Raw genomic sequence first — 24,774 nt, forward strand, 5'->3', positions numbered from 1 at the left:
TACTATGGACGGCGAAGTTATTTTAGATTTACCTTATGCATGGGCAAGTGGTTCTATTATGTACAAATAAAGAATGTCAAACTTGCTTTTATGTACAATTGGAGAGTTACAGTTTAGAAATTAAAATGGGAATCAAGCTGTTTAATTATAAGGATTAAATAGAGTTTAATATTGCATGGAATAATATTGTTGATAGCTCGAAACAGTGTCAAATTATGGTCTTAGTAAATCCTTTTACATTTAACCATAAAAAGGAATAGCTACTTAGTGCTTTGTATGTATGCAGCACAGAGGATTTACGTATCTACAAAATTGTTGATCAGAAAAATCTGTCATATCTTTCTTTGCAAGGTCAGTTTGATTTCACGGATAAGGAAATTATATATTCCCTTGATAAAATTATTAAAGGATAGGATAGCCGTGCATTTAGGTTTAGGGGTGATAACCCTCGGCATATGGGTAGAACAAGTGTAGCAAATAGTTTTACTGCCTTTATTCCAAAAGGTTTAGATAAATAATCGTTATATCACTCTGCCCATAAACATTTATATAATTGGATAGGTCAAAAAATAAATATAGGTGAAGATAAGGAATTAAAATATTGGTGGAGTGAAGGATTGACTGACTATTAATTAGTCGAGTTTTGACTTTGTGTTCTACAGTTATAACATTTGAAGACTTTATACAATGAGTATAATTAGTTTTTTAAAGATTATTATCATGATTTTGTTTCTTATTTAGATAATCTCATTAAAGATAGTAATAAGAGTAAATCATTAGATAATGTTATGCTTGATTTATTTAAAACCTCAAAAACACAACAAGCGGTTATTTAAAAAAATAGTTAAAAATATAAACAAATATATAGAACAAGGTAACACTATAGATTTGACTGACATAGCGAAAGTGCTTGCTGATTAAGAAAGGAAAAATGTGTTTATATGATCATGGTTTTGATCGTGATGCTTTAGTTAATAATAATACAATAAAAAATATTGACGAAAATATTAATGCTTATAAAGCAGGTTTGCAGCATGGTGATATGAATTCCTAATAGGTAATGATCTTGGTCAGATTATTATAATTAAAGCAACTAAAGGCGAGGTTAAATTTAGACCTGAAAGTGCTGATAAAAAACATATATACAGATTCAAGCCTAATCTATCTAAAAACTATAAGCTAAAAATTAAAAAGTTTTTTCATGGCTAAATAACACCCTCTTTGCTTTAATATATTATTAATCCTTTATTAACAATGTCCATGGACATAATCTAACATTTAATTTATCATTGTGTCGCAAGTGTCACAATTTGATTTTAAGGGGAAATGATATTAAAAACTTAGAGGCTTACAAATCTCAAAAAAATATCCAGCTACTTTGATAGTGTTGTAATTCATTTTTCAAATGTTAACAAAGCTGAATCAGATTACACAACACATGCTAGTTCAGCAATAACAAATGTTACTAATATAGTGGTGAACGGAAATTTGTAGGTTCTATTCAAGAACTCGCTGCTGATGTAAGTAGTGCTAATTATTCTTTACCGCTACATTTGTTTCACGCAACGGCAGCTGGTCTTGTGAGTCTTGCTTACGATATACATCCAGTTCTTATTAGGGTGGAGCAATTTAAATTTCACTATCCGGTTCTATCGAATGTGTCAAAAATATAGTAACAATAGGGTTAACTGCAGGATATGTTGCTTGTGAAACTATGGAAGATTGTAGAAGGAACAGAAGTTATAATTTCTCATATTCTTTATAAGATCTACGGCGACATCGCAGAACTTGCCTGTGCTATTAATACCAAATAATATTATAGAGTATTACTAAAATTAATGCCTTACTCAATTGTAAGGCATTGCCTTTGTTGCATGGATCAAAAAAGGTTCTCTAGATCAGATCATAATAACGTGGCTCTTGACTACAGTATTCAAAAAATAATTTAAAACACTAATGATTTTTTCTAACTGGATCCTGCGATCAAGTTGTCATGATAACATGGGTGGAATCGATACACACAACAATGCCTACATGGAAAAATGACATAGAATTCATACAACAAAGTGCTTTTACGTTAATCGTTTTATTATCTCTTTCCGCTCAATCAAAGGTAATACTTCTGCAATTTCTGGTCCTGATTCTCTACCGGTTAAAGCAAGGCGAAGAGGTAAAAATAACTCCTTACCTTTCTTGCCTGTGATATTTGTTATTTCTTTAGTCCAAATATTCCAGCTATCTTTAGTGATTTCACCTTGTGGTAACAACTCTGCTGCTTGCTTTAAATATTCCTTATCTAAATTGAGATTTTCTACATTTGGAGTTTGATGGCAAATATTCCACCAATCTTTTACATCACGTAATTTTTGCAAGTTAGGTCTTACCGATAACCAGAAATTTTCATCAATATATTCGGCACCTATTTCTTTAAGGCGATCTTTTACTTCATCAAAATCTACACTGATAAGTAATTTATGATTTAATCTTTCTAAATCTTCCGGTTGATAAATAGTCGGGCTTTTAGAGAAATGATTTATCTCAAAATGTGTTGCTAATTCATCCATATTTTTATAAGGCAAGATTTGTGATGAAGAACCAAGTAAACTAAAAAAGCTGGCAATTGCCATAGCTTCAAGCCCTATTTGTTTCCTAAGAGTTGCGATCTCAAATCCTCCTACTCTTTTAGAAATTTTCTCATCTTTATTGATTATTAAACTTAAATGCCCAAAAACCGGCGGCATCTTATTTAAAGTTTCAAACATCTGAATTTGAATAGCGGTATTGCTAACATGATCTTCCCCTCTAATAATATGAGTAATATCATAGTCGATATCATCAATAACTGAGCAAAGCATATAGGTCATACTACCGTCAGCTCTGATCACTATTGGGTCGCTTAAAGCTTTGCAATCATATTTAACCTCGCCTTTGATCATATCATGCCAGCTAATCAGCTTATGATTTACCAAAAATCTATAATGTGGTTTTCTTCCTTGTTCTATATATTGTTTTATTTGTGCTTGCGTCAAATTACAACTATTTCGGTCATAAATTGGAGGTAATCCTTTAGATAATTGAACTTTACGTTTTAGCTCTAGCTCTTCAGGGGTTTCATAGCAGGCATATAATCTTTTTTTGTTTAATAATAGATTTTTGATTTCATCATATCTACTTAAACGGCTTAATTGGTTAAATATGTGATCCCAATTAATATTTAAAAATTTTAGATCTTCCTCTATAGCATCTTTATATTCTTGTTTGCTGCGTTCTAAATCCGTATCATCAAACCTTAAGATAAACTGTCCGTTATACTTCTTTGCATATAGCCAGTTAATTAGTGCTGCCCTAATATTACCTACATGTAACATACCGGTTGGTGATGGAGCAAATCGTGTTATAACTTTTGTCATTATTTGTAGTATTTAAATTATTAAAATACATATGTCATACGGTAGCTTGACCACAGTATCCAAAAAAATAACTTAATGGATCCTGCTATCTAGTTATCTAGGATGACATTAGAGGTACTGAATACTGTACAGTATAATACTTATCACGCTTGTTTCTTTTCTAATTTTGCCTTATTGTCTTCGATTAACTTTATTGCCTCATCTAAGCTTAAATTTAGAAAATCATATTTCTTTGGGATTGAAATAAACTTACCAATATATTTTATATAAGGACCAAATTTACCATATCCTATAATAATTTCCTTGTTAGTATCTTTATGAAGACCAATTTTAAATGGTAAGCTTAGAAGCTTTAATGCTATATCAAATGTGATATCACTTTGGTTCAAACTAGCAGGAACGGGGCTACGTTTCGGTTTTACTTTACCTTCCTGTCCTCCATGTTGAATATAAGGTCCGTAAGGTCCTTTTTTCAGATATATTTCTATCCCATCTTTATCAGTGCCTAAAATTTTATGCTCATTAGGAGTAGTAGAAAGCTCATCTTCATTCTCGTTATTATCATTACCGCTAACAATGGATTTTCTAAAGGTACATTTAGGGTAATTGCTACATGCTAAAAACGCTCCAAATTTACCGAGCTTTAAACTAAGTTCGCCTGTTTTGCATGAAGGACAAGCTTTAGATTCTTTATTCTCACCAAATAAGTGATAATCAAGGGCGTTCTGCACATAGCTAATAATCTCGGTTATTTTTTGTTCGTTTACCGATTCAATATTATGGTTAAAACCGCTCCAAAAATTACTTAAGGCAGATTTCCATTCGAGTTTACCGGCTGCTATTTCATCTAATTCATTTTCAAGACCTGCAGTAAAATCATATTCTACATATTTTTTGAAGAAACCAACTAAAAATACTGTTACCAAACGTCCCAGCTCTTCAGGTATAAAACGTTTTTTCTCAAGAGAGACGTATTTTCGCTCTTGTAACACCGATAAAATAGTAGCATAGGTGGAGGGGCGACCAATCCCAAGTTCTTCAAGTTTTTTCACTAAGCTTGCTTCCGAATATCTTGGAGGTGGTTCTGTGAAATGCTGATTTGGAATAATTTCTTTAGTTTTTAGCTGCTCATTTTCTTTTAAAAGTGGCAGTATCTTATTTTTTTCCTCTTCTTCATCGTCTATACTTTCACGATAAACCTTATAAAACCCGTCAAAGGCTATAGTCGATCCATTTGCTTTTGCCAAATATTCTTTATTTTCTGAAGCTAAATTTGCAACTACCAAATCTATTATAACATTTTCCATTTGGCAGGCTATAGTTCTTTTCCAAATTAGTTCATAGAGTTTATAATAGTCTTTTTCTAGTTTTTCTTTTAAGTTATCAGGAGTATAAGTTATATTTGTCGGTCTTATCGCCTCATGAGCTTCTTGAGCATTTTTTACTTTGGATTTATAAATTCTAGGGCTGCTCGGTAAATATTTATCGCCATAATTTTTATCAATTAACTTACGTATATCTGCTACTGCTTCATTTGATAATGTAACACCGTCGGTTCTCATATAGGTAATAAGCCCTATAGTTTCATTCCCTATGTCAATACCCTCATAAAGTTTTTGTGCTATTTGCATAGTCTTCTTAGCACTAAAACCTAATTTCCGTGCTGCTTCTTGTTGTAGTGATGAAGTAATAAAAGGAGGTTGCGGTTGACGTTTCTGTTGTTTCTGTTCTATCTTATCGATATGAAATTTTTGAGACTTTAATTTTTCGGTTAAATCTTTTGCCTCTTTTTCATTAGTAATTGAGAATTTTTCTAGCTTTTGATCATTTACATGAGTCAATTTAGCAGTAAATAATTCATTATTACTATTTTGCATTTTAAGGCTAATATCCCAATATTCTTCTGACTTAAAACGCTCTATTTCATCTTCTCGCTCACATATTAATCGTAGAGCTACAGATTGTACACGTCCTGCCGATTTACATCCAGGTAACTTACGCCATAAAAGAGGTGAAAGGGTAAAGCCAACCAAATAGTCTAAAGCTCTTCTTGCTTGTTGAGCATTTACTAAATTAGTATCAAGTTTTCTAGGGTTTTCAACTGCATGAATAATTGCTTTTTTAGTGATTTCGTTAAAGGCTACCCTTTTAAAAAAATCATCAGTTTTAACCTTATTTTTTTCTTTTATTACCTCTGCAACATGCCATGAGATAGATTCACCCTCACGATCCGGATCGGTTGCAAGATATACCACATCAGCTTTTTTTGCATCTTTAACTATTGCATCTACATATTTACCAGCTTTGTCTGAAATGTCATATTTCATTGCAAAATTTTCATCAGGTAATACTGATCCTTTTTTAGAAGGTAAATCTCTTATATGACCGAATGATGCAATGACCTTAAACTCGTCACCTAAATATTTATTTATTGTTTTTGCCTTTGCCGGCGATTCTACTATTACTAATTTCATCTACGTATTATAAACTAATGAGATTTTGTTACCAGTATTGCGTAACACTTTACCAGCGAGTTCTAATTCTAATATTACCGTGTATTAATAGGAAGTGGTAATTCTGTTTCTTTGTGTAAATATTCAAAATTAATAGGTACTGCTGATAATAGCTCCAATATAGCATTACACTCCTTTTGTGATAGTTCTTTTAGATATATTGTATCTAGTGTTTTAAAATTAGTGTCCATTTAAATAAAATCTTTATATGACTCATAATCTTTTTCAATAAATTTTTTATATTGTGGTAAATTAGCTACAATATTGTCTGCCGATTCCGCTAAGTACGCTCCTTCTCTAATTAATTTATTTGTGCCTTGACATTTTAGATCTAAATGGAAAACTAGAACGCAAATATTTTTCTATTACTTGTTCAAATACAAATTTTGCAGTTATTAACGAACCTGATTTTAAGCGTGATTCTACTACTATTACCTTTAAGGTTAGTCCTGATATTTTCTATTACGTTGTAGAAAATGTTTACCAAGAGGTGTAGACCAGATAGGTAATTACAGTTAATATTAAACCTTCTTCAACTAAACTTTCAAATAATGTTTTATTTCTAGTGGATATTATGATCAATAATACCACCTGCAATAACTCCAATAGTTTTATAAGTTGCAGCTTGATGCACTCTACCTATTCCTCTTGTTAGTCCTGAAACAGTTGTATAATTTTACTAAACCAGTAGCAATTTATAAGCCAAGTGTTTTCCATTTGTATAAGCATTTCTTAGCCCTAGTATTTATTATGATTTAATAACTCTTAATATTGCCTTTATAGCTATACCAGCACAAGATCATAAATTTCCAGTAATAATTTGAATATTCTGGAGATTTATATGTGCTAATCTTAGCATTGTTCTGTTCAAGAAACTCTACTTACTTTTTCAGTATCACTTTTGCTAAAGCTCTTAATTGCTTTTGAACTACCATCTCTTAAAGAAAAACCCGGAGCATTATCTATATTAGTGGTAGCTGTATCACCAAATAATTGAATTAAACTACAGCACGCTTTAGGACCAACATTTTTACTCCTAATAAGCCGTAAAATAGTGTCATAAGATATTGCGGAACTAGAGGCAGAGAATAATTCTTTTAGCATTATTTAGGGTTATTTGATATAAACTAGTGTTCTTGAACGCGGGGACCTTAGGACAAAGCTTGTAATACAAGATCCCGTAGTTTAATCACGGGATATTAATAGAACAACTATAATTTCTCTGCATGTGAGCTTAAATAATGTGCTATACCCTCATGTGACGGGGTAATTGCTTCTTCACCTTTATGCCAACCTGCAGGACAAACTTCACCGTACTGTTGATGGTGAGTTAAAGCCTCGATTACTTTTAATGTATAATTAATATCACGACCGATAGGCAAATCGTTAACTAGCATATGACGTACTATGAAATCCTTATCAATTAAAAAAGTTCCACGCAAAGCGACTCCATCTTCATTAAGTACGTTATATTTTGAAGAAATATCTTTTTTTATATCGGAAACCATAGGGAATTGAACTTGTCCAAGTCCTCCTTTATTATGCGGAGTATTTTTCCAAGCTAAATGGCTAAAATGAGAATCAACGCTAACAGCTACTATTTTAGTACGTCTTTCGGTAAATTCACCAAGTTTATTGTGAAATGCTATAATTTCTGATGGACAAACAAAAGTAAAATCTAGGGGATAAAAAAATAACACTATATTATCTCCTGTAGCATAGTCACTAAGTTTAAACTTATCGTCTATATTATTATTAGGCATAATAGCTTTAGCTGTAAAATCCGGAGCAGTTTTGCCGACAAAGACTGACATATTCATAACCTTTTATTAATTAATAATCTGATATGATATATAAAACTAATTATTATTACAATAATAAATCTTTATAAATTATTACTTATTTGTTTTATTTTCAGAAGAAGTTTTTAATTGGTTAAATATAGTTAACGCTCCGGTTACAAAATTGCTCGGTTCTGAAAGATTTGCAGGTAAAATTATAGTGTTGGTATTTTTAGCCAAATTACCAAATGCACTGATATATTGTTCGGCTATTTTAAGAGCGACTGCATCACTTCCTCCTGTTTTTTGTACTGCTGCTGCAACAATCTCAATACTATTTGCTGTAGCGGTAGCGACTAAGCCTATTGCTTCTGCTTCACCTTTTGCCCTGTTCACTTGATCTGTATAAGAAGCTTCTGAATTCAGTACGATTTGTGCTTTTTCACCTTCTGCATGGTTAATTTTTGCTTGCCTATTACCTTCCGATTCTAGAATTTGGGCTCGCTTTTGACGCTCGGCTGCGACTTGTAATTCCATAGCTTTAAGTATGGATTGCGGTGGCTGTATATCTTTAATTTCATAACGCATACATTGTATACCCCAATTTATAGCAGCTTGGTTAATTGCTGACACTATAGCAATATTTAATGCTTCACGCTCTTCAAAAGTTCTATCTAAAGGTAATTTTCCGATTTCTGAACGCATGGTAGTTTGGGCAAGTTGCGTTATAGCATAGTAAGGATTATTTACACCGTAAGAAGCTGCCATTGGATCAATGATTTTGACATATAAAACGCCATCAATAGATAGTGTCACGTTATCGTTTGAAATAGCAGTTTGTGCATTAACGTCTATTGCTTCTTCTTTTAAAGTATGTTTGTATGCTACTCTTTGAATAACAGGAATTAGTAAATTTAAACCAGGTTGCAGTACCTTATCAAATTTTCCAAGTTTTTCCACTACCCATGCTTGTTGTTGCGGTACAACTTTAACCATTTGTATTATAACTAAAATTGCTATAATACTAAAAATTAATAATGTGTATTCCATATTTGATACCTTTTTTATTTTTACTTTATATTATTTTTAATTATAAAAACAGTATTTAAATCAAAAAAATATTATTATATTTAATGGGTTCTAATTACTTTGTATAAAGAAAGAATGCTTGAATATTCTTTAAGTTGTTCATATGCATTTTTCATCTTATTAAAGCACTACTTAAATCTTCCTTTAATAAATACATTTCTGCAGTTTGATTTTATTCTAATGTTTTAAGTAAAATATTTTGTAAAAATCTATAATATTTTATAGTCTTCTTCTAGTTTAGATGTATCAGAAATATATATATAATTATTTAAGATATTAATTTATGTATTGATTTTTAATAACTCAATAATTTTTAACTAGATTTACATATACTTAGGTCTTTATCTATTATGTTGGAATCTATATTTAAACAATCAAGAATTGAGTGAAATACATAATCATGGTTAATTTCGGTATTAGCATAATTTTTAATTGAAGATACTGCTTCAGGATATTTTGCTTTAAAGTCATCCGATACCCAAACTATAAGTGGCACGGTTACTTGTTCTGCAAGTAACGGACCTCCATGTCCGTAATAGCCATTTTCTCCTAGTGATTCACCGTGATCTGATACATATAATAAAAATGCATTTTTATTTTTAAGTAGATCTATTAAATTGGATAAAAAAAAATCAGTATATAAAATAGAGTTGTCATAGCTATTAACTAAAGCAAGCTTATCGCAATCACTTGCATCTCCCTTAACCTTAATAGGGCATGTAGGGGTAAAATACTCAAATTCTTTAGGATATCGCGCATTATAGTTCCAGTGACTGCCTGAGGTATGTACTACTAAAAACTGTTTGTCTGACTTTGTTATTATTTCTTTTATAAAAGGCAATATTTTCTCATCATGATCATTTAGAGAGAATAGGGCAGAGCCGCCTGGTACTATAGTAAAATTAACGTCATTGTAGATATGACTTAGGTCAAAATTTGCAAAACTCCTCATTAAAGTTTGAGTGCCAATCCAAGTAGTATTAAAGCCAAGGTGTGTTAAAATTGATAAAAAGCTGTTCTCTTGTCTAGCATTTTCAATTTGACTTGCAGGATAACGTGAAAGTAACGATGGTACGGAAATATAGGTAAGGTTAGAAGAAGATTTAGCTTTGAGAGAAATGAGGTTTTGAACACTTTTTAAGTAAGGAGTCGTATCTCTTTCGTAGCCGTTAATACCGAAATGATCAAATCTTGCCGATTCGCCTATAACTAAAACGCCTATAATATGGGTGTCAGAGTTATCTATAAAATTATATTGGTTGCTAATATCTATACATGCATAATTTTTATCACTAAACTTTCCGGTAAAATTAAGATAGGTATTATGTAAATACTGAACAGGAAAATAATTTTTTAGTATCTTAAATGAAGGAGTAATAATATTATATACAAAAATAAATAAACAAGCGGCAGATAATAGTTTTGTTACAAATGATTTAGAATTTTCAGCAGCGAAAGATTTGAGGGTATAAAAACAGGTAAAAAGGCAAAAAATTATCCATATTATTAACTTAATACTGGTTAACTCATAAACTTCGTTTAAATCTGTTGAGAAAAAACTACCTATTACTTGTTTAGTAGGATTTATTTTGAAAAAATAAATGTAATAACTAGCAATAGCGGATGTTATAAATAAAAATCCTGTACCGATTATTAACACTAATCTATGTACGCTAAGACCAAAAAATGCTATAAAAGAAAATATATAAATATAACAAAAATCTTTTGATAATTCTAATATCCCTCGAAAGATCGTTGCTTTATAATAATCAAATTTATAAATCAATATTGCGGTATTAAATAACAAACAATAAATAAAGGCTAAAATTGCCGATAATGTAACTAATTTCGTATCTAAATGTTTTTGAATAATTTTTAGCATATAAAATCTAAATATAATATAGACTTAAAACTACCATGATCATAAAAAATCTTCAAGAATTTTATAGGTGTTTAATACCGAATGCTCCACTTATCGGCATTGATTACGGGAGTAAAAAACTTGGTATTGCTATGTCCAATGTGGAACGGAGTATTGCTATGCCTTTAAATACTATAACCGAGTTAGATAAAAATGCTGTTATTACTTTTTTGCTTAGTATCATCGCAAAATATAAAATTTGCGGCGTTGTAATAGGTTTGCCGATTGACATGAGCGGTGTAGTAACACGGCAAACTAATATAGTGATGAAATTTGCTGAAGAGTTAGCAAAGTCTACAAATTTGCCTATATATTTACAAGATGAAAGACTAACTACAAAAGCAGCGAATAATTTCCTTAAGTCATTTGGAGTGAAAAGAAAAAACCGTAATAATAACGATGATGCAGTAGCAGCTAGTATGATACTGGAAAATGTGCTTGATTCAATTAAGCGGTTTTAATTTTTGTTGTTAAAATTATAGATTCTTATTAATTAGGAAAGAATTTATGACACACAAGTTCCCACCTTATTACACAGGGACGAATTATTTTAGCAGGATTTATGGAGCATGTGGGTATTTATAGACAAAGTAAATGTGTTCGTGATATTAATGTAACTATTACTAGAATCAATAATATAATTAAAGCATCATCACTCTTATTTTACTGCTGATACCGCGCTTCGCTTAGGTAAATATTGTGATATGGTTGGTGGTGGATTAATATGTAAACCAATATGAATCAGAATTAATAATATCGACTTTGCATTCAAAATATAGAACAAGCAAGCAATATACTTTATAAGTATAAAGATTATTGAATTCTAATTAAGAATTAAAGCTTATGAAAAAAGAAGGAGAGATAAATTGATGCGTTGATAATTATATATTTCTATCGGTATTGCCTAAAAGAATTTCTTGGGAAAACCCTAATGTTTCTAAATCATTTCCATTTTTGCGGGAATGAAAATAGGGTATTTTTAAAGAGTCGGGTAAAAGTCACTTTTTAGGTAATATCTTTCTAGATTTGCAAAAAGCTTATTGTAAAGATATATTATTTATGGTAGAAACGATGCGATAAAATGAAGTTTCATATACCATGAAAATATTAATTCTAGGTGTTACCGGTATGCTAGGTAATAGCATATTTAGGTTTTTAAGCAGTGATAAAAAATTTGATGTTTATGCGACAGCTCGCAATAATTCCGCTCGTTCTTATTTTTCTAAGGATTTATCCGATAAATTAATTACAAATTTAGATGTTGAGCATCATGATTCTTTAGTTGAAGTATTTAATAAAATAAAACCTGATATAGTAATAAATTGTATAGGACTTGTAAAACAACTAGCAGATGCAGGTGATCCGTTAAAAGCATTGCCGATAAATAGTTTGTTACCGCATAGATTAGCGGGTTTATGTAGGCTTGCAGGTAGTAGGTTAATTCATATTAGTACGGATTGTGTATTTTCAGGCAAAAAAGGGAGTTATCAGGAAAGTGACTTGCCTGATTGTTATGATCTCTATGGACGTTCTAAGCTTCTTGGTGAAGTAGACTACCCTCATACTATTACGCTGCGTACTTCCATTATAGGTCATGAACTAGCAGGAAATAGAAGTTTAATCAATTGGTTTTTAAGTGCAGAAGGTTCAGTAAAAGGTTTTGAGAAAGTTATTTATTCAGGTTTCCCGACAGTAGAACTTGCAAGAATAATAAGGGATTTTGTATTGCCTAATAAAGAGTTATACGGGCTTTATCATGTTGCATCAAAACCGATTAATAAGTTAGAATTGTTAAAATTAGTAGCAGAAATATATAATAAAGAAATCGATATTATTCCGTCAGGTGAGCTTGTAATAGATCGCTCACTTGATGCTACTTGTTTTAATGAGGTGACAGGATATACTCCGCCTGATTGGTGTGAGCTTGTAAAAAATATGTATAAGTTTGGTTGATAAGCTTGTTATCTTGCGACTAGGTCGTGTTATAACAATGGAAAAACCGGTTCACGTCCACGCAACAATGCCTATGCTGGAATGATGTTACAATTTTTTAAAATAGGTATTTATGTTTGTAGATAAAACTTTAATGATTACAGGAGGTACTGGTTCGTTTGGTAATGCGGTGCTTTCTCATTTTCTTAGATCCGATATTATTAACGATATTAAAGAAATTAGAATTTTCAGTAGGGATGAAAAAAAGCAAGAAGATATGCGTATTACTTTAAGTAATCCAAAACTTAAATTCTATATAGGTGATGTACGTAATTATAAAAGTGTTGATGAGGTGATGCATGGTGTAGATTACGTATTCCATGCAGCAGCTTTAAAACAAGTGCCGACTTGTGAATTTTATCCTATGGAAGCAATCAATACTAATGTGCTAGGTGCTGAAAATGTTTTAAGTGCAGCAATTAATAACAAAGTTGCAAAAGTTATAGTGCTTAGTACAGATAAAGCCGTATATCCAGTTAATGCAATGGGATTATCTAAGGCGTTAATGGAGAAGTTAGCAATAGCAAAAGCACGTATGCATTCAATGAATGAAACAGTGCTATGTGTTACTAGATACGGTAATGTTATGGCTTCTAGAGGTTCAGTCATTCCTCTTTTTATCAATCAAATAAAACAAGGTAAGGAATTAACCATTACTGAACCGTCAATGACACGTTTTTTAATGTCGTTAGTAGATTCGGTAAATTTGGTTTTATATGCGTTTGAGCATGGTCGTCAGGGTGATATTTTTGTACAAAAATCTCCGGCAAGTACAATTGCAGTACTTGCAAAAGCGTTACAAGATATATTTGGTAGCAAAAATAAAGTACGCTTTATCGGTACACGTCATGGAGAAAAGCATTATGAATCGTTAGTATCATCCGAAGATATGGCAAAGGCTGAAGATTTAGGTGATTATTACCGTATTCCTATGGATGGACGTGATCTTAATTATGCAAAATATTTTGTTGAAGGTGAAAAGAAAGTAGCGCTTTTAGATGATTACACTTCGTATAATACAAGACGTTTAAATTTAGAAGAAGTAAAAGAGTTATTACTGACTCTTGATTACGTACAAGAGGAGCTAAAAAATGCTTAAGGTAATGACGATTGTTGGTACTCGTCCTGAACTTATTAAACTATGCTGCGTGATTTCCGAGTTTGATAAATATACTAATCACATCCTAGTTCACACCGGTCAAAATTATGCATATGAATTAAATCAGGTTTTTTTTGATGATATGGGAATTAGAAAACCTGATTTCTTCTTAGAAGTAGCATCAGATAATACTGCAAAATCTATCGGGCTTATTATTGAAAAAGTTGATACAGTTTTTGAGAAAGAAAAACCTGATGCTGTTTTATTCTACGGTGATACTAATTCTTGTTTAGCAGCAATTGCTGCTAAACGTCGTAAAATTCCGATTTTCCATATGGAAGCAGGAAATCGTTGTTTTGATCAACGAGTACCTGAAGAAATAAACCGTAAAATAATTGATCATATTAGCGATGTTAATATTACATTAACTGAGCATGCTAGGCGTTATTTAATTACTGAAGGCTTGCCGCCTGAGCTTACCTTTAAATCAGGTTCACATATGCCTGAGGTCCTTGACCGCTTTATGCCTAAAATATTAAAATCTGATATTTTAGAAAAATTATCACTTACATCAAAACAATATTTCTTAATTAGCTCACATCGTGAAGAAAATGTTGATGTAAAAAATAATCTGAAAGAATTATTAAGTAGTTTACAAACTCTTATTCAAGAGTATAATTTCCCCGTAATTTTCTCAACACATCCAAGGACTAAAAAAAGGCTCGAAGATTTAGAAGGCTGTCAGGTGTTAGGAGATAAAATAAGATTTTTGCCGGCTTTCAGGTTTACGGATTACGTTAAGTTGCAGATGAATGCATTTTGTATTTTATCCGATAGTGGTACTATTACCGAGGAAGCATCGATACTTAATTTACCTGCTTTAAATATTAGAGAAGCACATGAGCGTCCTGAAAGTATGGATGTTGGCACATTAATTATGTCGGGTTTTAAGGTTGAGCGTGTGCTACAATCAGTCAAAGCTATTACGGCAGAATATGAAAGTAACAAACGTATGCAAAATATAATACCAGATTATGTAGAAGCAGGACTTGTATCAAAGAAAATATTACGTATAGTTTTAAGCTATGTGGATTATATTAACCGTACGGTTTGGTTTAAATGATAAAAGAAGATAAAGTAGTTGAAGAATGGTATTCGGCAGATATTTTTCATACTAAAATAAAAGAATTTATAAGTTCTGTTTCCAGTATTATGGATATTGGATGCGGGATTCGTCCCCAACAATATGTAGTTCCTGATTTACTTATTTGTGTAGAACCATATCAAGAGTATGCTGAAATATTAAAAAAGAATTTATCAGGAACTAATTCAATAATAATTCCTTTAGATGCAAAAGCTACTCTTACTACATTTTCCGATAAATCTATTGATTCAATATTTTTAATAGATGTTATAGAGCATATGCCTAAGGAAAGTGGGAAAGAAGTATTAATTGAATGTGAACGGGTAGCTCGTAAACAAATTATAATATTTACCCCTTTGGGTTTTATGCCGCAAGAAATACATGATACCGACGGTTGGAATTTACATGGAGGAGAATGGCAAGAACATAAATCCGGATGGTATCCAGAAGATTTTCCAGGATGGAGTATTATAGGATGTAAAGTATTACATACTCGTAATGCTAAGGGTAAGCTTCTTACTACTCCTTATGGAGGGTTTTATGCAATAAAAAATATAGTATATACTGAAAATTATTTTAATGATGTGTATGGACACAAGATTTTATTTGATACTACTAATCATTTAGAAAATTTTACAGCTACATTTCCTGACTTTAGAGAAAAAGTTATAAACAGTGAAATTATAAAAAGTAGTTTAAAATGTGGTTTATGGAAGTGTCAACGTACAACAGAACTATTAATTGAGAAAGGAGCAACGACGTCTTTAAAAGAAATTTTAGAAATAGTCGAGAGTGAAAAAATAAATTTTGCGATTAATACAGCTCAAGAATATGTATCTAAGATAAATAAATTTGCTTCACAATTTAAAAATATCAATAATTTACAAAAATTACTAGATTCTGCTAATACACAAATAAATAATTTGCAAGAATTATTAAAATCTACTACAGACCAATTAACAGATCAGTTAATCGTTAATACTGAAGAATTAGAAATACTTAAAGAACAGTTGAAAATCAAGGAGCAAGAACTAAAAATCAGTAATGAGAATCACTCTATTTTTATAAAGATTTACTCTAAAATAAGAAGAATATTAAATAAATTAAGAGCAATATGAGAGTGCTATTATAGCGTTTAATCAGGTCTAAGTTAAATGAAAATATTACAAATAAATGGTTATGAATCGCCGGGTCGTAGGTTTCATGGTTTGTCTATAACACCAATTTTAAAAAAATATGGTGTTGAATCTAAGCACTTAGTATGGGCTAAGGATACTAATGATCCTGAAGTACTGACATTTGAGGGTATAGTAACAAGAAAAGTAAATTTAATTCTTCAATTAATAGAAGAGCAAGCTTCTCTACAATCTATTCTGTATCGTAATGTTCCTAAAATAATAAAAATGCCGGCTTTTCAAGAGGCAGATTTAATACATCTTCATATTATACATTCCGGTTACTTTAGTATTAGAGATCTATCAATGATCACAGATTTAAAACCTACTCTTTGGACATTACATGACCCTTGGGCAATGACTGGACGTTGTGTTTATCCAATGGGTTGTTTAGGCTGGAAAAAAGATTGCGGCGTTTGCCTTGATCTTAACACTCCGTTCGCAATGAAAAAAGATAATAGTAGATTTTTATTTAACTATAAACGTATGGCTTATGAGAAGGCTAACTTTAACATAATTGTAGCATCAAAATGGATGTATAATATGGTTAATGTCTCTCCACTGTTTAATAGTAAAGAAATTAAAGTTCATTATTTACCTTTTGGTATAGATTTAGAATTTTTCTCTTCCGATTTCACTGCAAATGCAAGAAGACGCTTTAATATTAGTGAAGATAAAATAGTAATATGCTTTCGTTCTGAAGATACTCATTTTAAGGGATACCAATATATTATGGAGGCACTAGAAAAATTAGAAACTACAAAACCTATATGTCTTTTAACGGTTGGTAGGCATAATATACTAGAACGTTTTAGAGGAAAATTTGAGATAATTGAGCTTGGTTGGACTAATGATGATGTATTACTCCGCGATGCTTTAGCTGCTTGTGATATTTTCCTGATGCCGTCTGTTGCTGAAGCATTTGGTGTTATGGCAATAGAAGCTATGGCATGCAGTAAACCGGTAATAGTTTTTGATGGCGATAATTCATTGCCTGAAGTAACTTTTGCTCCAGAAGTCGGTATCTCTGTTCCAATGCGTGATAGTAACGCTTTATCATATGCTGTAAAGCAATTAATTGATAATCCGCAAGAGTGTTTAGAGCGAGGTAATAAAGGTAGGAAAATAGCTGAATTACATTATAGTCAAGATATGCACATAAAAAATTTAGTAAGTATTTATAAAGAGACCTTAAATAAATGAAAATTTTACTTTTAACTGATATACCGCCGTGTGAGAATTATACGGCAGGGTTAGTATTATATCCTTTAGTACAGTTTTTACCTTTAGATCAAATTGTTATCTGTAGTGTTGCAAATCCTACTCTAGAATTTAAAATACCAAAAGAACTAAAAGCAATTCCTCACTTAAAATTATTTAAACCTATTGAAGCTGCTAGAAGACATAAAGAAGGAAAAGTAGGAGACTTAGTTGCTTATAGTTTTGAGCTATTTAATGCTGTAAAAGTAAAATATTTGTTACTTCCTAAAATAATAGAATTTGCTAAAGAGCAGCAAGTTGATGCTATATGGGCAGTATTACAAGGGCAAACTATAATTAGATTAACACGACTGTTAGCTAAAAAGCTAACAGTGTCTTTATTTACTCAAATATGGGATCCTTTTGAGTGGTGGCTTCGAGCTAATAAAATTGATTTGTTTACTCAAAGAAGGCTTTTAAAAGAATTTGATGAGGTAATTAAACATAGTACTTGCTGTGCTACTGCTTCATGGGCGATGTCTGAGAGTTATAAGACTAAATATAATATATCTACTATACCGGTAATTGCAGGATTACCAAAAGAATTTGCCCGATTACTTTCTGTTTCTTATAGAGATGAAGATGAATTTATCATTAGTATGGTAGGACAGTTTTATGCTCAAGATGAATGGCTAAGTCTTATTAATGCGCTTAATCAAGCTAACTGGATTATTGCAGGCAAAAAGATTAAAGTGCGGGTAATGGGTAGATGTTTTCAAGCATTTACGCAGTCACCTGCTAATTTTGAGTATTTAGGATGGCGTTCTCAAGAAGAAACCATTAGATTACTTACTGAGTCAGATCTTCTTTATATGCCTTACTGGTTTTCTAAAGAATTTTATAAAGAATCAAGTACAAGTTTTCCTTCAAAATTAGTTACATATTTTGCGTCCGGTAGACCCGTCTTTTGCCATGCTCCAGACTATTCTTCACCAAGCAAATATATAGCAGAAAATAATGCAGGGTATTTATGTAATTCTCTTGATGCTGATAAAATAATATATGAACTTGAAAAGGTAATAACTGATGAAGATTCTTATAAAAAATTTGCTAAAAACGGTTCAGAATGCTTTTTTCGAGATTTTACTTTAGATTGTATGAAAGATGTATTTTTAAAGTTTTTAGGATTGAAGAGTTAGATGAAGCAAAATATATATACTCCTCTAGTGTCCATTGTAATCCCCGTATATAATGGTGCTAACTATATGCGTGAAGCTATAGATAGTGCTTTAGCTCAAACTTACAAAAATATTGAAATTATTGTTGTTAATGATGGTTCAAAAGATAATGGAGAAACAGAAGCTATTGCATTATCGTACGGGGACAAAATACGTTATTTTTATAAAGAAAATGGTGGGTGTGGTTCAGCCTTAAATTGTGGCATAAAAAATATGCAAGGGGAATATTTTTCATGGCTCAGTCATGATGATGTGTATTTACCTAATAAAATTGAACATCAAGTTAATATATTAAGTAAATTAGATAATAAAAATACTATTGTTTATTGTGGTTATGAACTAATCGACAAGAAATCACGTTCTTTATATTTTATAAAACTTGATCAAAGATATTCAAAAAACAAATTAAACATTTCACTATTTCCCCTTTTGCATGGTTTAATTCATGGGTGTACATTATTAATTCCTAGTAAATTTTTTCAAAAAATTGGTTTATTTGATGAGTCTTTAAAATATACTCAAGATTACGATTTATGGTTTAAACTTTTTCGAGTAGCTCCTGTTTATTTTGATCATGAAGTTCTTATAAAGTCGCGGCTACACTCTGCACAAACTACTAATGCTGCTTTAAATCAATTAGAGGAATATGAGATTTTATGGTCAGGTTTTTTAAAAAAATTAACAAAAGAGGAAATGATTGAAATAGAAGGGTCTACTAATCAATTTTTGTCTAATATTGCTGCTTTTTTAAAGAAAAATAGATACATGAAATCATATAAATTAGCTCTTTCTATGGCAGAGCAGAAAGTTATAGCAGGATTTTGGGTTTTTATAATTACAGAAATAATATCTTCTTTAAGAGAGCATGGTATAAATACAACAATTACAAAAATATATAGATGGATAAGGAAGAATATCAACAAACACTAAAAAATAATCTTATATTTTATGCTCCTAGTATTCATACAGGGGGGGGGTTAATATTGTTAAAAGAAGTTCTAAATAGTAAAGATTTTACCAATAATTGGAGACATATATATTTAGATGAAAGGGTAAAAACGCAATTAGATTTATCTCATTCTATAAAAAATATTGTTTTTATTAAATCACGGTTATTAGCTGAATGGGAATTAAAGAAAAATTGCAAAATCAATGATATTGTGTTGTGTTTTCATGGTTTACCTCCTTTGTTCTCTATAAAAGGTAAAGTAATCGTATTTTTACAAAATCGTATTTTATTAGAACCTTTAAAAAACAATAACTATTCAATTTTAACATCATTAAAAAAAATTTGGTTACATTTAGGTGCTAGATATAACAATATAAAATATATAGTACAAACTCCTTCTATGCTGAGAGTTGCTAAGGAGTTTTTAAGTCAAGACATTGATGTCACTGTACTAGCTTTTGTCCCTCAAAATAATACGGTAAAAAGTAAAAATTCAGATTTTAAAAAATTTGATTTTATTTATCCTGCTAGTGGGGAATCGCACAAAAACCATATTAATTTATTGAAAGCATGGAGAATTCTTGCTGATGTAGGCATAAAACCATCTCTTGCTTTAACTGTAAATGTTAAGTTATATCCTGAATCAGCTAAACAATTAAAAAAATCTATACAAGAATATAAACTAAATGTTATTAACCTAGGAGAAATATCTTATAACGAAGTATTAAATTTATATACACAAGTTTCAGCATTAATTTACCCTTCCAAGTCAGAGTCATTAGGTTTGCCTTTAATTGAGGCTACAAAATATAAAACACCTATTATTGCATCTGAATTAGATTATGTAAGAGATATAGTAAACCCAAAAGAGACATTTGATCCTAATTCCCCTACGTCGATAGCAAGAGCAGTAAGAAGGTTTCTAAATAATAATGAGAGTTTAATAGTTGTAAATTCAGTAGAAGAGTTTTTAAAAGAAGCAATTAATTAGTTTATTTCTCAAGTATTTTCACTTTTGATCCATCACCGATTTTAGTCATACCTTCAGTAACGACTAAGTCGCCTTCCTGAATATCGTTTGAGATAATTTCAATTAAACCTTCCGTGCGTGTACCAATTTTGACGTATAATTTCTTAGATGTATCACCATCTATTTTATAAATAAAATTACCTTGATTATCTCGTTGAATACAACTTTCGGGAACAGTTAGATTTTTATGTGGATTGATTATAAGCATAACATCTATAAAGCTATTATGCAGTAGATTTTTTGAATAACTCATTTTTAAAGGTAATTTGTACGTTAATCCGGTACTCGCGTCCTTATGTATTTCTTTGTACACTGCAGTACGAGTTGAAGTGTTTCCTTCAAATTCCTTTTTAGGAGCTTCATTATTTAAAAAGTCTGTTGCACATGGTAAAATAATTTTAGCAGTAATAGTACCATTATCTGATAAGTAATGTGATACTGCTCCGATTTTGCTTTTAATTTTTCCTGCAATTAAAACTTCAGTATCGATTCCAACTTTTTCGCTTAAAGATTCCGGTAATTCAATAAAAATACTTTGTGAGTTTTCTGTTCCAGTAATGCTAAAGAGATAATCTCCAATTTTTATTTCATCACCGACTTTAGCCTTAATTACACCTATTTTACCGGAGTAGGGTGCGGTAATTATCATATCATTGTATGTTTTTAGAGCTTTGGAATAATTGAATTTTGCGTCTTCAAGTTCACTTTTTGATCTTTTATATTCTTCGCTGCTTACAAATTTTTTAGCAAATAAAGCTGCTTTTCTATTATAAGCTGCTTGTTTTGTATTTAATAAAGCTGCTGCTCTAGATTTAGTGGTTTCTGCTATGTTTTTATCTATAACTAGCAATGTATCACCTTTTTTTACTATTTCTCCTTGAGATGCAGATACCTTTTCAACTACTCCGGTGGCATTAGCATAATAATTACGGCTATTATCGTTTTGACATTGTCCTACAACATTAAATATGTCATAAAGTTCGGCAATTTGTACTTTAGTTGCTTTTACACTGATAACATTTGTGGTTGCTTCTTTATTTGCTATTACAGATAATGAAATTAGTAAAATAAGTAAATTAATAAACTTTATAAACATGAGATTACTTTTGTGTTTTAAGCTCCATATCTGTTAACCATTTATGTGTTTTTTCTAGAACTTCAAATCTAATTTTTTCTAATTGTTTATCAAGATGAGGTTCAGGAACGATAGCAGCACCAATAAATTCAAATCCTTGATAGTTAATTTTTAGTTTCTTACAAGTTTCTTGTAATGATAATAAATTTTCTTCTATATCATCAATAAATATTATTGATTTAGGATAATAATTCATTTTTCGTAATACATATTCAAGCACATTTCCTTTATCATATTCTGCGGTGTAAATTATGCCATCTTTTAATGTAGGGCTACCGTATCCTGCACTAAAATCTTCAATTATTATTTCATCTTTTATATGTGACAACTCCTGAAAATTTACCTTTAATTCGGCTAATTCATGAATTCTCCATTTGATCATATCTTCAATTGTACCGAATTTTCCGGTAGGAAGTTTAGTAAGAGCCATTGCTGGTACATTTTTTTCTTTAAGTAGAGCAAATATTGTTAAGATATCTGGGTTAACAAATCTAGCTTTCCTATCTTTAAGAACAATGCTAAGTAATAATTCACATTCTTTTTTGGTAAGTCTTTTTTCAATATTGCTTACTAATTCTTTTCTATAATCATGTGTTAACCTAGATTCATCACTATCCATTACAATTACTTCATCTACATCAAAAAGCACCAAGCTAGTATTATCAGCTTGCTCTATTGCTTCTATCACTTCTTTAAAATCATAAACTTTATTTATTTTGCTAGACATATTTATTTTTTATTGGTGGTTTAAAATTCTACGTCACGTTATTACGGGTAGGCATTTTTGTGTAAAGTGATAAAACCTACTGTGTCACCTAGTTCGTTTGACCACGGGGTTTAAAAAATAACCTAAGGTACTGAATTTTAGTATTTTTAACTGGATCCTATGATCAAGTTGCGCTTGACTTGGATGGTTTGATCCACACAACAATGTCTATATATTATTTTGTAACATTACTTATTATTTCTTCTAAGGAATTTGTCATTATCTTTAAATCTTGTTCTCTAGATAAATTATGATGACCATCCTTAATTAATTTTAATACTATTTGTTTACCGGTTATTTTGTCTAATAATTTTGTTGAAACATTATAAGGTACGTCTTTATCTAACATACCATGAATTAGATGTATCGGTATATTTATATCAATTTTATTTTTTGTTAGCATTAAATGTTTTTTTGCATCTTCTATTAGTTTATAGCTAATAGGATATTTATATTCGCAATTTTTACTGCTTACTTCTAGCATTCCCTCTTTTTGCATCTTATTTTGATCATCTAGCGATATATTTTGCCAAATATCTTCAGTAAAATCGGGAGCGGGAGCTAAACATACAAGTCCTTTTATTTTATTAGGAAATCTTAAAGTTGCAAGGAGTGCTAGCCATCCTCCCATGCTTGAACCGACTAATATGGCCTCTGTATCTATTAATTTATCTAAAATGAGCGAGATTCCCTCTAACCAATTACTAATTGTTTGGTCCTCAAATCGTCCTGATGCATTTCCATGACCAAAATTATCAAAAACAATAAAATTATAATTGTTTTTTTTACAATAATCTATTAAATAAAGAGCTTTAGTTGATTGCATACTAGACATTAAGCCGTGTAAAAAAATTACAGATGGAATATTTGTATTAATTAGTCTATAATTATTATAGACAATAAATTTGTCTTGTGTTCTATTATAAAGCTTATACATTTTAAATAATTATTTTAATAGATTGAGATTTAATGCCTTTATTAAAGTCAAGTAAACGATACAATAAATATACGATTTTGCAAGTAGTTCCTGCTCTAGTTTCGGGAGGGGTTGAAAGAGGCACTATAGAAGTTGCAAAATATCTTAAAATTCTTGGTCATACTCCTATCATAATTTCAGCAGGTGGTACTTTAGTTAAAGAGTTAGATAAGGCAGATATATTGCATATTGAGATGAACAGTAGCAGTAAAAATCCTTTTGTAATTCTCAATAATGCAAGATTAATAGCAGCAATAATTAAAAAATATAATGTTGATATAGTTCATACAAGATCAAGGGCACCGGCATGGAGTTCATATTTAGCAACAAAATGGACAAATGCTAAGTTTTTGACTACTTTTCACGGGGTTTATAATATTCCGAATAGTTTTAAAAAATATTATAATAGTATAATGCTCAAAGGCGAGAAAGTTATTGCCGTGTCCAATTTTGTAAAACAACATTTGCTCGAAAACTATAAAGTTGATGCAAATAAAATAGTAGTCATTGAGCGTGGAGTGAATTATGATTATTTTACTCCAGCAAATTTAACACCGGAGAAACTTAAAAAATGTCGTGATAAATATGATGCACCGAGCAACGTGCCAATAATATTAATGCCTTCTAGAATGACAAGTTGGAAAGGACACCTTGTTTTAGTAGAAGCATTAAGTAAGTTAAAACATAGAGATTTTTATTGTTTGATGGTCGGTGATATATCTAGACATCCTAATTTTACTAATAGAGTAAAAGAGCTTATAGCTAATCTGAAACTTCAAAATAAAATTCAAATTTTTGGTAACGATTCAGATATAATAAATCTTTATGGAATTTCTGATATTATCGTTTCTGCCTCAATTGAGCCTGAAGCTTTCGGTCGTACTATTATAGAAGGGCAAGCAATGGAGAAGCTTGTTATTGCAACTAATATTGGTGGGGCAGTAGAAACAATAAATAATAATATAACTGGTTTCCACGTAAAACCCAATGATGCTGACGCATTAGCGCAGAAAATTGATTATTGTTTCTCGATTTTAGGTGCCGATTCTGCTAAGAAAATTCAAAAAGCAGCAAGACATACAGTAATTAATAATTTTTCTCTTGATCTAATGCTTAGAAAAAATCTTGAAGTCTATAAAGAAATCCTAAAAATGCCTATCATATAGTTAATTGATCTCTACTCAAGTAGCACGTTGCTCATCATCTTGCATATCTCTATTATATATTTTCTAATCCGCGCGTCTGTTACCAGTGGGGCTGGATTGGCTATAATTAAAATTTGATTATAATTGCATTAGTGAATGTTGAGAAATATGTTATATGGTTCGGCACAATGATTCTACATTATTCCTGCGA

The 24,774-nt window shown here is 30.8% G+C and carries 21 protein-coding genes and 1 pseudogene; 11 read left to right on the top strand and 11 right to left on the bottom strand.

Annotation, left to right across the window (positions count from 1 at the left end):
- Positions 1 to 931: 931 nt before the first annotated feature.
- Positions 932 to 1,054, top strand: coding sequence for a hypothetical protein (locus AAGW17_RS03360; protein WP_347938645.1), 123 nt, complete (start codon positions 932 to 934; stop codon positions 1,052 to 1,054).
- A gap of 1,018 nt (positions 1,055 to 2,072) precedes the next feature.
- Here the strand turns inward: AAGW17_RS03360 and gltX are convergent.
- The 8 genes and pseudogenes from gltX to AAGW17_RS03400 form a co-directional block, all read right to left on the bottom strand.
- Positions 2,073 to 3,410 (bottom strand): glutamate--tRNA ligase, encoded by a 1,338-nt coding sequence (gltX, locus tag AAGW17_RS03365; RefSeq protein WP_347938646.1) that lies wholly within the window; start codon positions 3,408 to 3,410, stop codon positions 2,073 to 2,075.
- Positions 3,411 to 3,553: 143 nt separating this feature from the next.
- The gene (gene topA / locus AAGW17_RS03370; protein ID WP_347938647.1) at positions 3,554 to 5,884 is read right to left on the bottom strand and encodes a type I DNA topoisomerase; all 2,331 of its coding nucleotides are present in this window, start codon (positions 5,882 to 5,884) and stop codon (positions 3,554 to 3,556) included.
- A 74-nt stretch (positions 5,885 to 5,958) separates the two neighbouring features.
- On the bottom strand, positions 5,959 to 6,114 hold the full coding sequence (locus AAGW17_RS03375) for a hypothetical protein (RefSeq protein ID WP_347938648.1): 156 nt from the start codon (positions 6,112 to 6,114) through the stop codon (positions 5,959 to 5,961).
- Positions 6,115 to 6,790: 676 nt separating this feature from the next.
- Positions 6,791 to 7,027 (bottom strand): DNA processing protein DprA, encoded by a 237-nt coding sequence (locus AAGW17_RS03380; RefSeq protein WP_347938649.1) that lies wholly within the window; start codon positions 7,025 to 7,027, stop codon positions 6,791 to 6,793.
- A gap of 107 nt (positions 7,028 to 7,134) precedes the next feature.
- On the bottom strand, positions 7,135 to 7,737 hold the full coding sequence (locus AAGW17_RS03385; RefSeq protein ID WP_347939407.1) for a peroxiredoxin: 603 nt from the start codon (positions 7,735 to 7,737) through the stop codon (positions 7,135 to 7,137).
- A gap of 81 nt (positions 7,738 to 7,818) precedes the next feature.
- A complete protein-coding gene (locus AAGW17_RS03390; protein WP_347938650.1) occupies positions 7,819 to 8,754 on the bottom strand; it encodes an SPFH domain-containing protein in 936 nt (311 codons plus the stop codon).
- Between the two features lie 80 nt (positions 8,755 to 8,834).
- Positions 8,835 to 9,016 (bottom strand): annotated as a pseudogene (locus tag AAGW17_RS03395) (hypothetical protein).
- Positions 9,017 to 9,106: 90 nt separating this feature from the next.
- Positions 9,107 to 10,675 carry a phosphoethanolamine transferase gene (locus AAGW17_RS03400; RefSeq protein WP_347938651.1) on the bottom strand — a complete coding sequence of 523 codons (1,569 nt, stop codon included), beginning with the start codon at positions 10,673 to 10,675 and terminating at the stop codon, positions 9,107 to 9,109.
- Between the two features lie 35 nt (positions 10,676 to 10,710).
- Between AAGW17_RS03400 and ruvX the strand changes: the two genes are divergently transcribed.
- The 9 genes from ruvX (at position 10,711) to AAGW17_RS03445 (ending at position 20,502) form a co-directional block, all read left to right on the top strand.
- The gene (gene ruvX, locus AAGW17_RS03405) at positions 10,711 to 11,175 is read left to right on the top strand and encodes a Holliday junction resolvase RuvX (protein ID WP_347938652.1); all 465 of its coding nucleotides are present in this window, start codon (positions 10,711 to 10,713) and stop codon (positions 11,173 to 11,175) included.
- 637 nt (positions 11,176 to 11,812) lie between these two features.
- Entirely contained in the window at positions 11,813 to 12,667 is an 855-nt protein-coding gene (locus AAGW17_RS03410) for a dTDP-4-dehydrorhamnose reductase family protein (RefSeq protein ID WP_347938653.1), read from the top strand.
- A gap of 112 nt (positions 12,668 to 12,779) precedes the next feature.
- Entirely contained in the window at positions 12,780 to 13,805 is a 1,026-nt protein-coding gene (locus AAGW17_RS03415; RefSeq protein WP_347938654.1) for a polysaccharide biosynthesis protein, read from the top strand.
- Positions 13,798 to 14,928 carry a non-hydrolyzing UDP-N-acetylglucosamine 2-epimerase gene (gene wecB, locus AAGW17_RS03420; protein WP_347938655.1) on the top strand — a complete coding sequence of 377 codons (1,131 nt, stop codon included), beginning with the start codon at positions 13,798 to 13,800 and terminating at the stop codon, positions 14,926 to 14,928. The genes AAGW17_RS03415 and wecB overlap by 8 nt, the downstream gene beginning before the upstream one ends.
- Entirely contained in the window at positions 14,925 to 16,067 is a 1,143-nt protein-coding gene (locus AAGW17_RS03425; RefSeq protein ID WP_347938656.1) for a methyltransferase domain-containing protein, read from the top strand. Before wecB ends, AAGW17_RS03425 begins: the two co-directional genes overlap by 4 nt.
- A gap of 36 nt (positions 16,068 to 16,103) precedes the next feature.
- Complete coding sequence (locus AAGW17_RS03430; RefSeq protein WP_347938657.1) at positions 16,104 to 17,327, top strand: glycosyltransferase family 4 protein; 1,224 nt, start codon at positions 16,104 to 16,106, stop codon at positions 17,325 to 17,327.
- Positions 17,324 to 18,523 carry a glycosyltransferase gene (locus tag AAGW17_RS03435; RefSeq protein WP_347938658.1) on the top strand — a complete coding sequence of 400 codons (1,200 nt, stop codon included), beginning with the start codon at positions 17,324 to 17,326 and terminating at the stop codon, positions 18,521 to 18,523. Before AAGW17_RS03430 ends, AAGW17_RS03435 begins: the two co-directional genes overlap by 4 nt.
- Entirely contained in the window at positions 18,524 to 19,492 is a 969-nt protein-coding gene (locus AAGW17_RS03440; RefSeq protein WP_347938659.1) for a glycosyltransferase, read from the top strand.
- Positions 19,462 to 20,502: a glycosyltransferase gene (locus AAGW17_RS03445; RefSeq protein ID WP_347938662.1), complete on the top strand. Its 1,041-nt coding sequence runs from the start codon at positions 19,462 to 19,464 to the stop codon at positions 20,500 to 20,502. The genes AAGW17_RS03440 and AAGW17_RS03445 overlap by 31 nt, the downstream gene beginning before the upstream one ends.
- Before the next feature lies 1 nt (position 20,503).
- Here the strand turns inward: AAGW17_RS03445 and AAGW17_RS03450 are convergent, their stop codons facing one another.
- The 3 genes from AAGW17_RS03450 to AAGW17_RS03460 form a co-directional block, all read right to left on the bottom strand.
- On the bottom strand, positions 20,504 to 21,637 hold the full coding sequence (locus tag AAGW17_RS03450; protein WP_347938663.1) for an efflux RND transporter periplasmic adaptor subunit: 1,134 nt from the start codon (positions 21,635 to 21,637) through the stop codon (positions 20,504 to 20,506).
- Positions 21,638 to 21,641: 4 nt separating this feature from the next.
- A complete protein-coding gene (locus AAGW17_RS03455) occupies positions 21,642 to 22,403 on the bottom strand; it encodes a DUF2608 domain-containing protein (RefSeq protein ID WP_347938664.1) in 762 nt (253 codons plus the stop codon).
- A gap of 214 nt (positions 22,404 to 22,617) precedes the next feature.
- A complete protein-coding gene (locus tag AAGW17_RS03460) occupies positions 22,618 to 23,379 on the bottom strand; it encodes an alpha/beta hydrolase (RefSeq protein WP_347938665.1) in 762 nt (253 codons plus the stop codon).
- Between the two features lie 32 nt (positions 23,380 to 23,411).
- On the opposite strand from AAGW17_RS03460, the gene AAGW17_RS03465 reads away from it, so the two are divergent.
- On the top strand, positions 23,412 to 24,584 hold the full coding sequence (locus AAGW17_RS03465; protein ID WP_347938666.1) for a glycosyltransferase family 4 protein: 1,173 nt from the start codon (positions 23,412 to 23,414) through the stop codon (positions 24,582 to 24,584).
- The last annotated feature ends 190 nt before the right edge of the window (positions 24,585 to 24,774 follow it).

It is taken from the genome of Rickettsia sp. Oklahoma-10 (genome assembly GCF_039954865.1).
Taxonomy (GTDB): domain Bacteria; phylum Pseudomonadota; class Alphaproteobacteria; order Rickettsiales; family Rickettsiaceae; genus Rickettsia; species Rickettsia oklahomensis.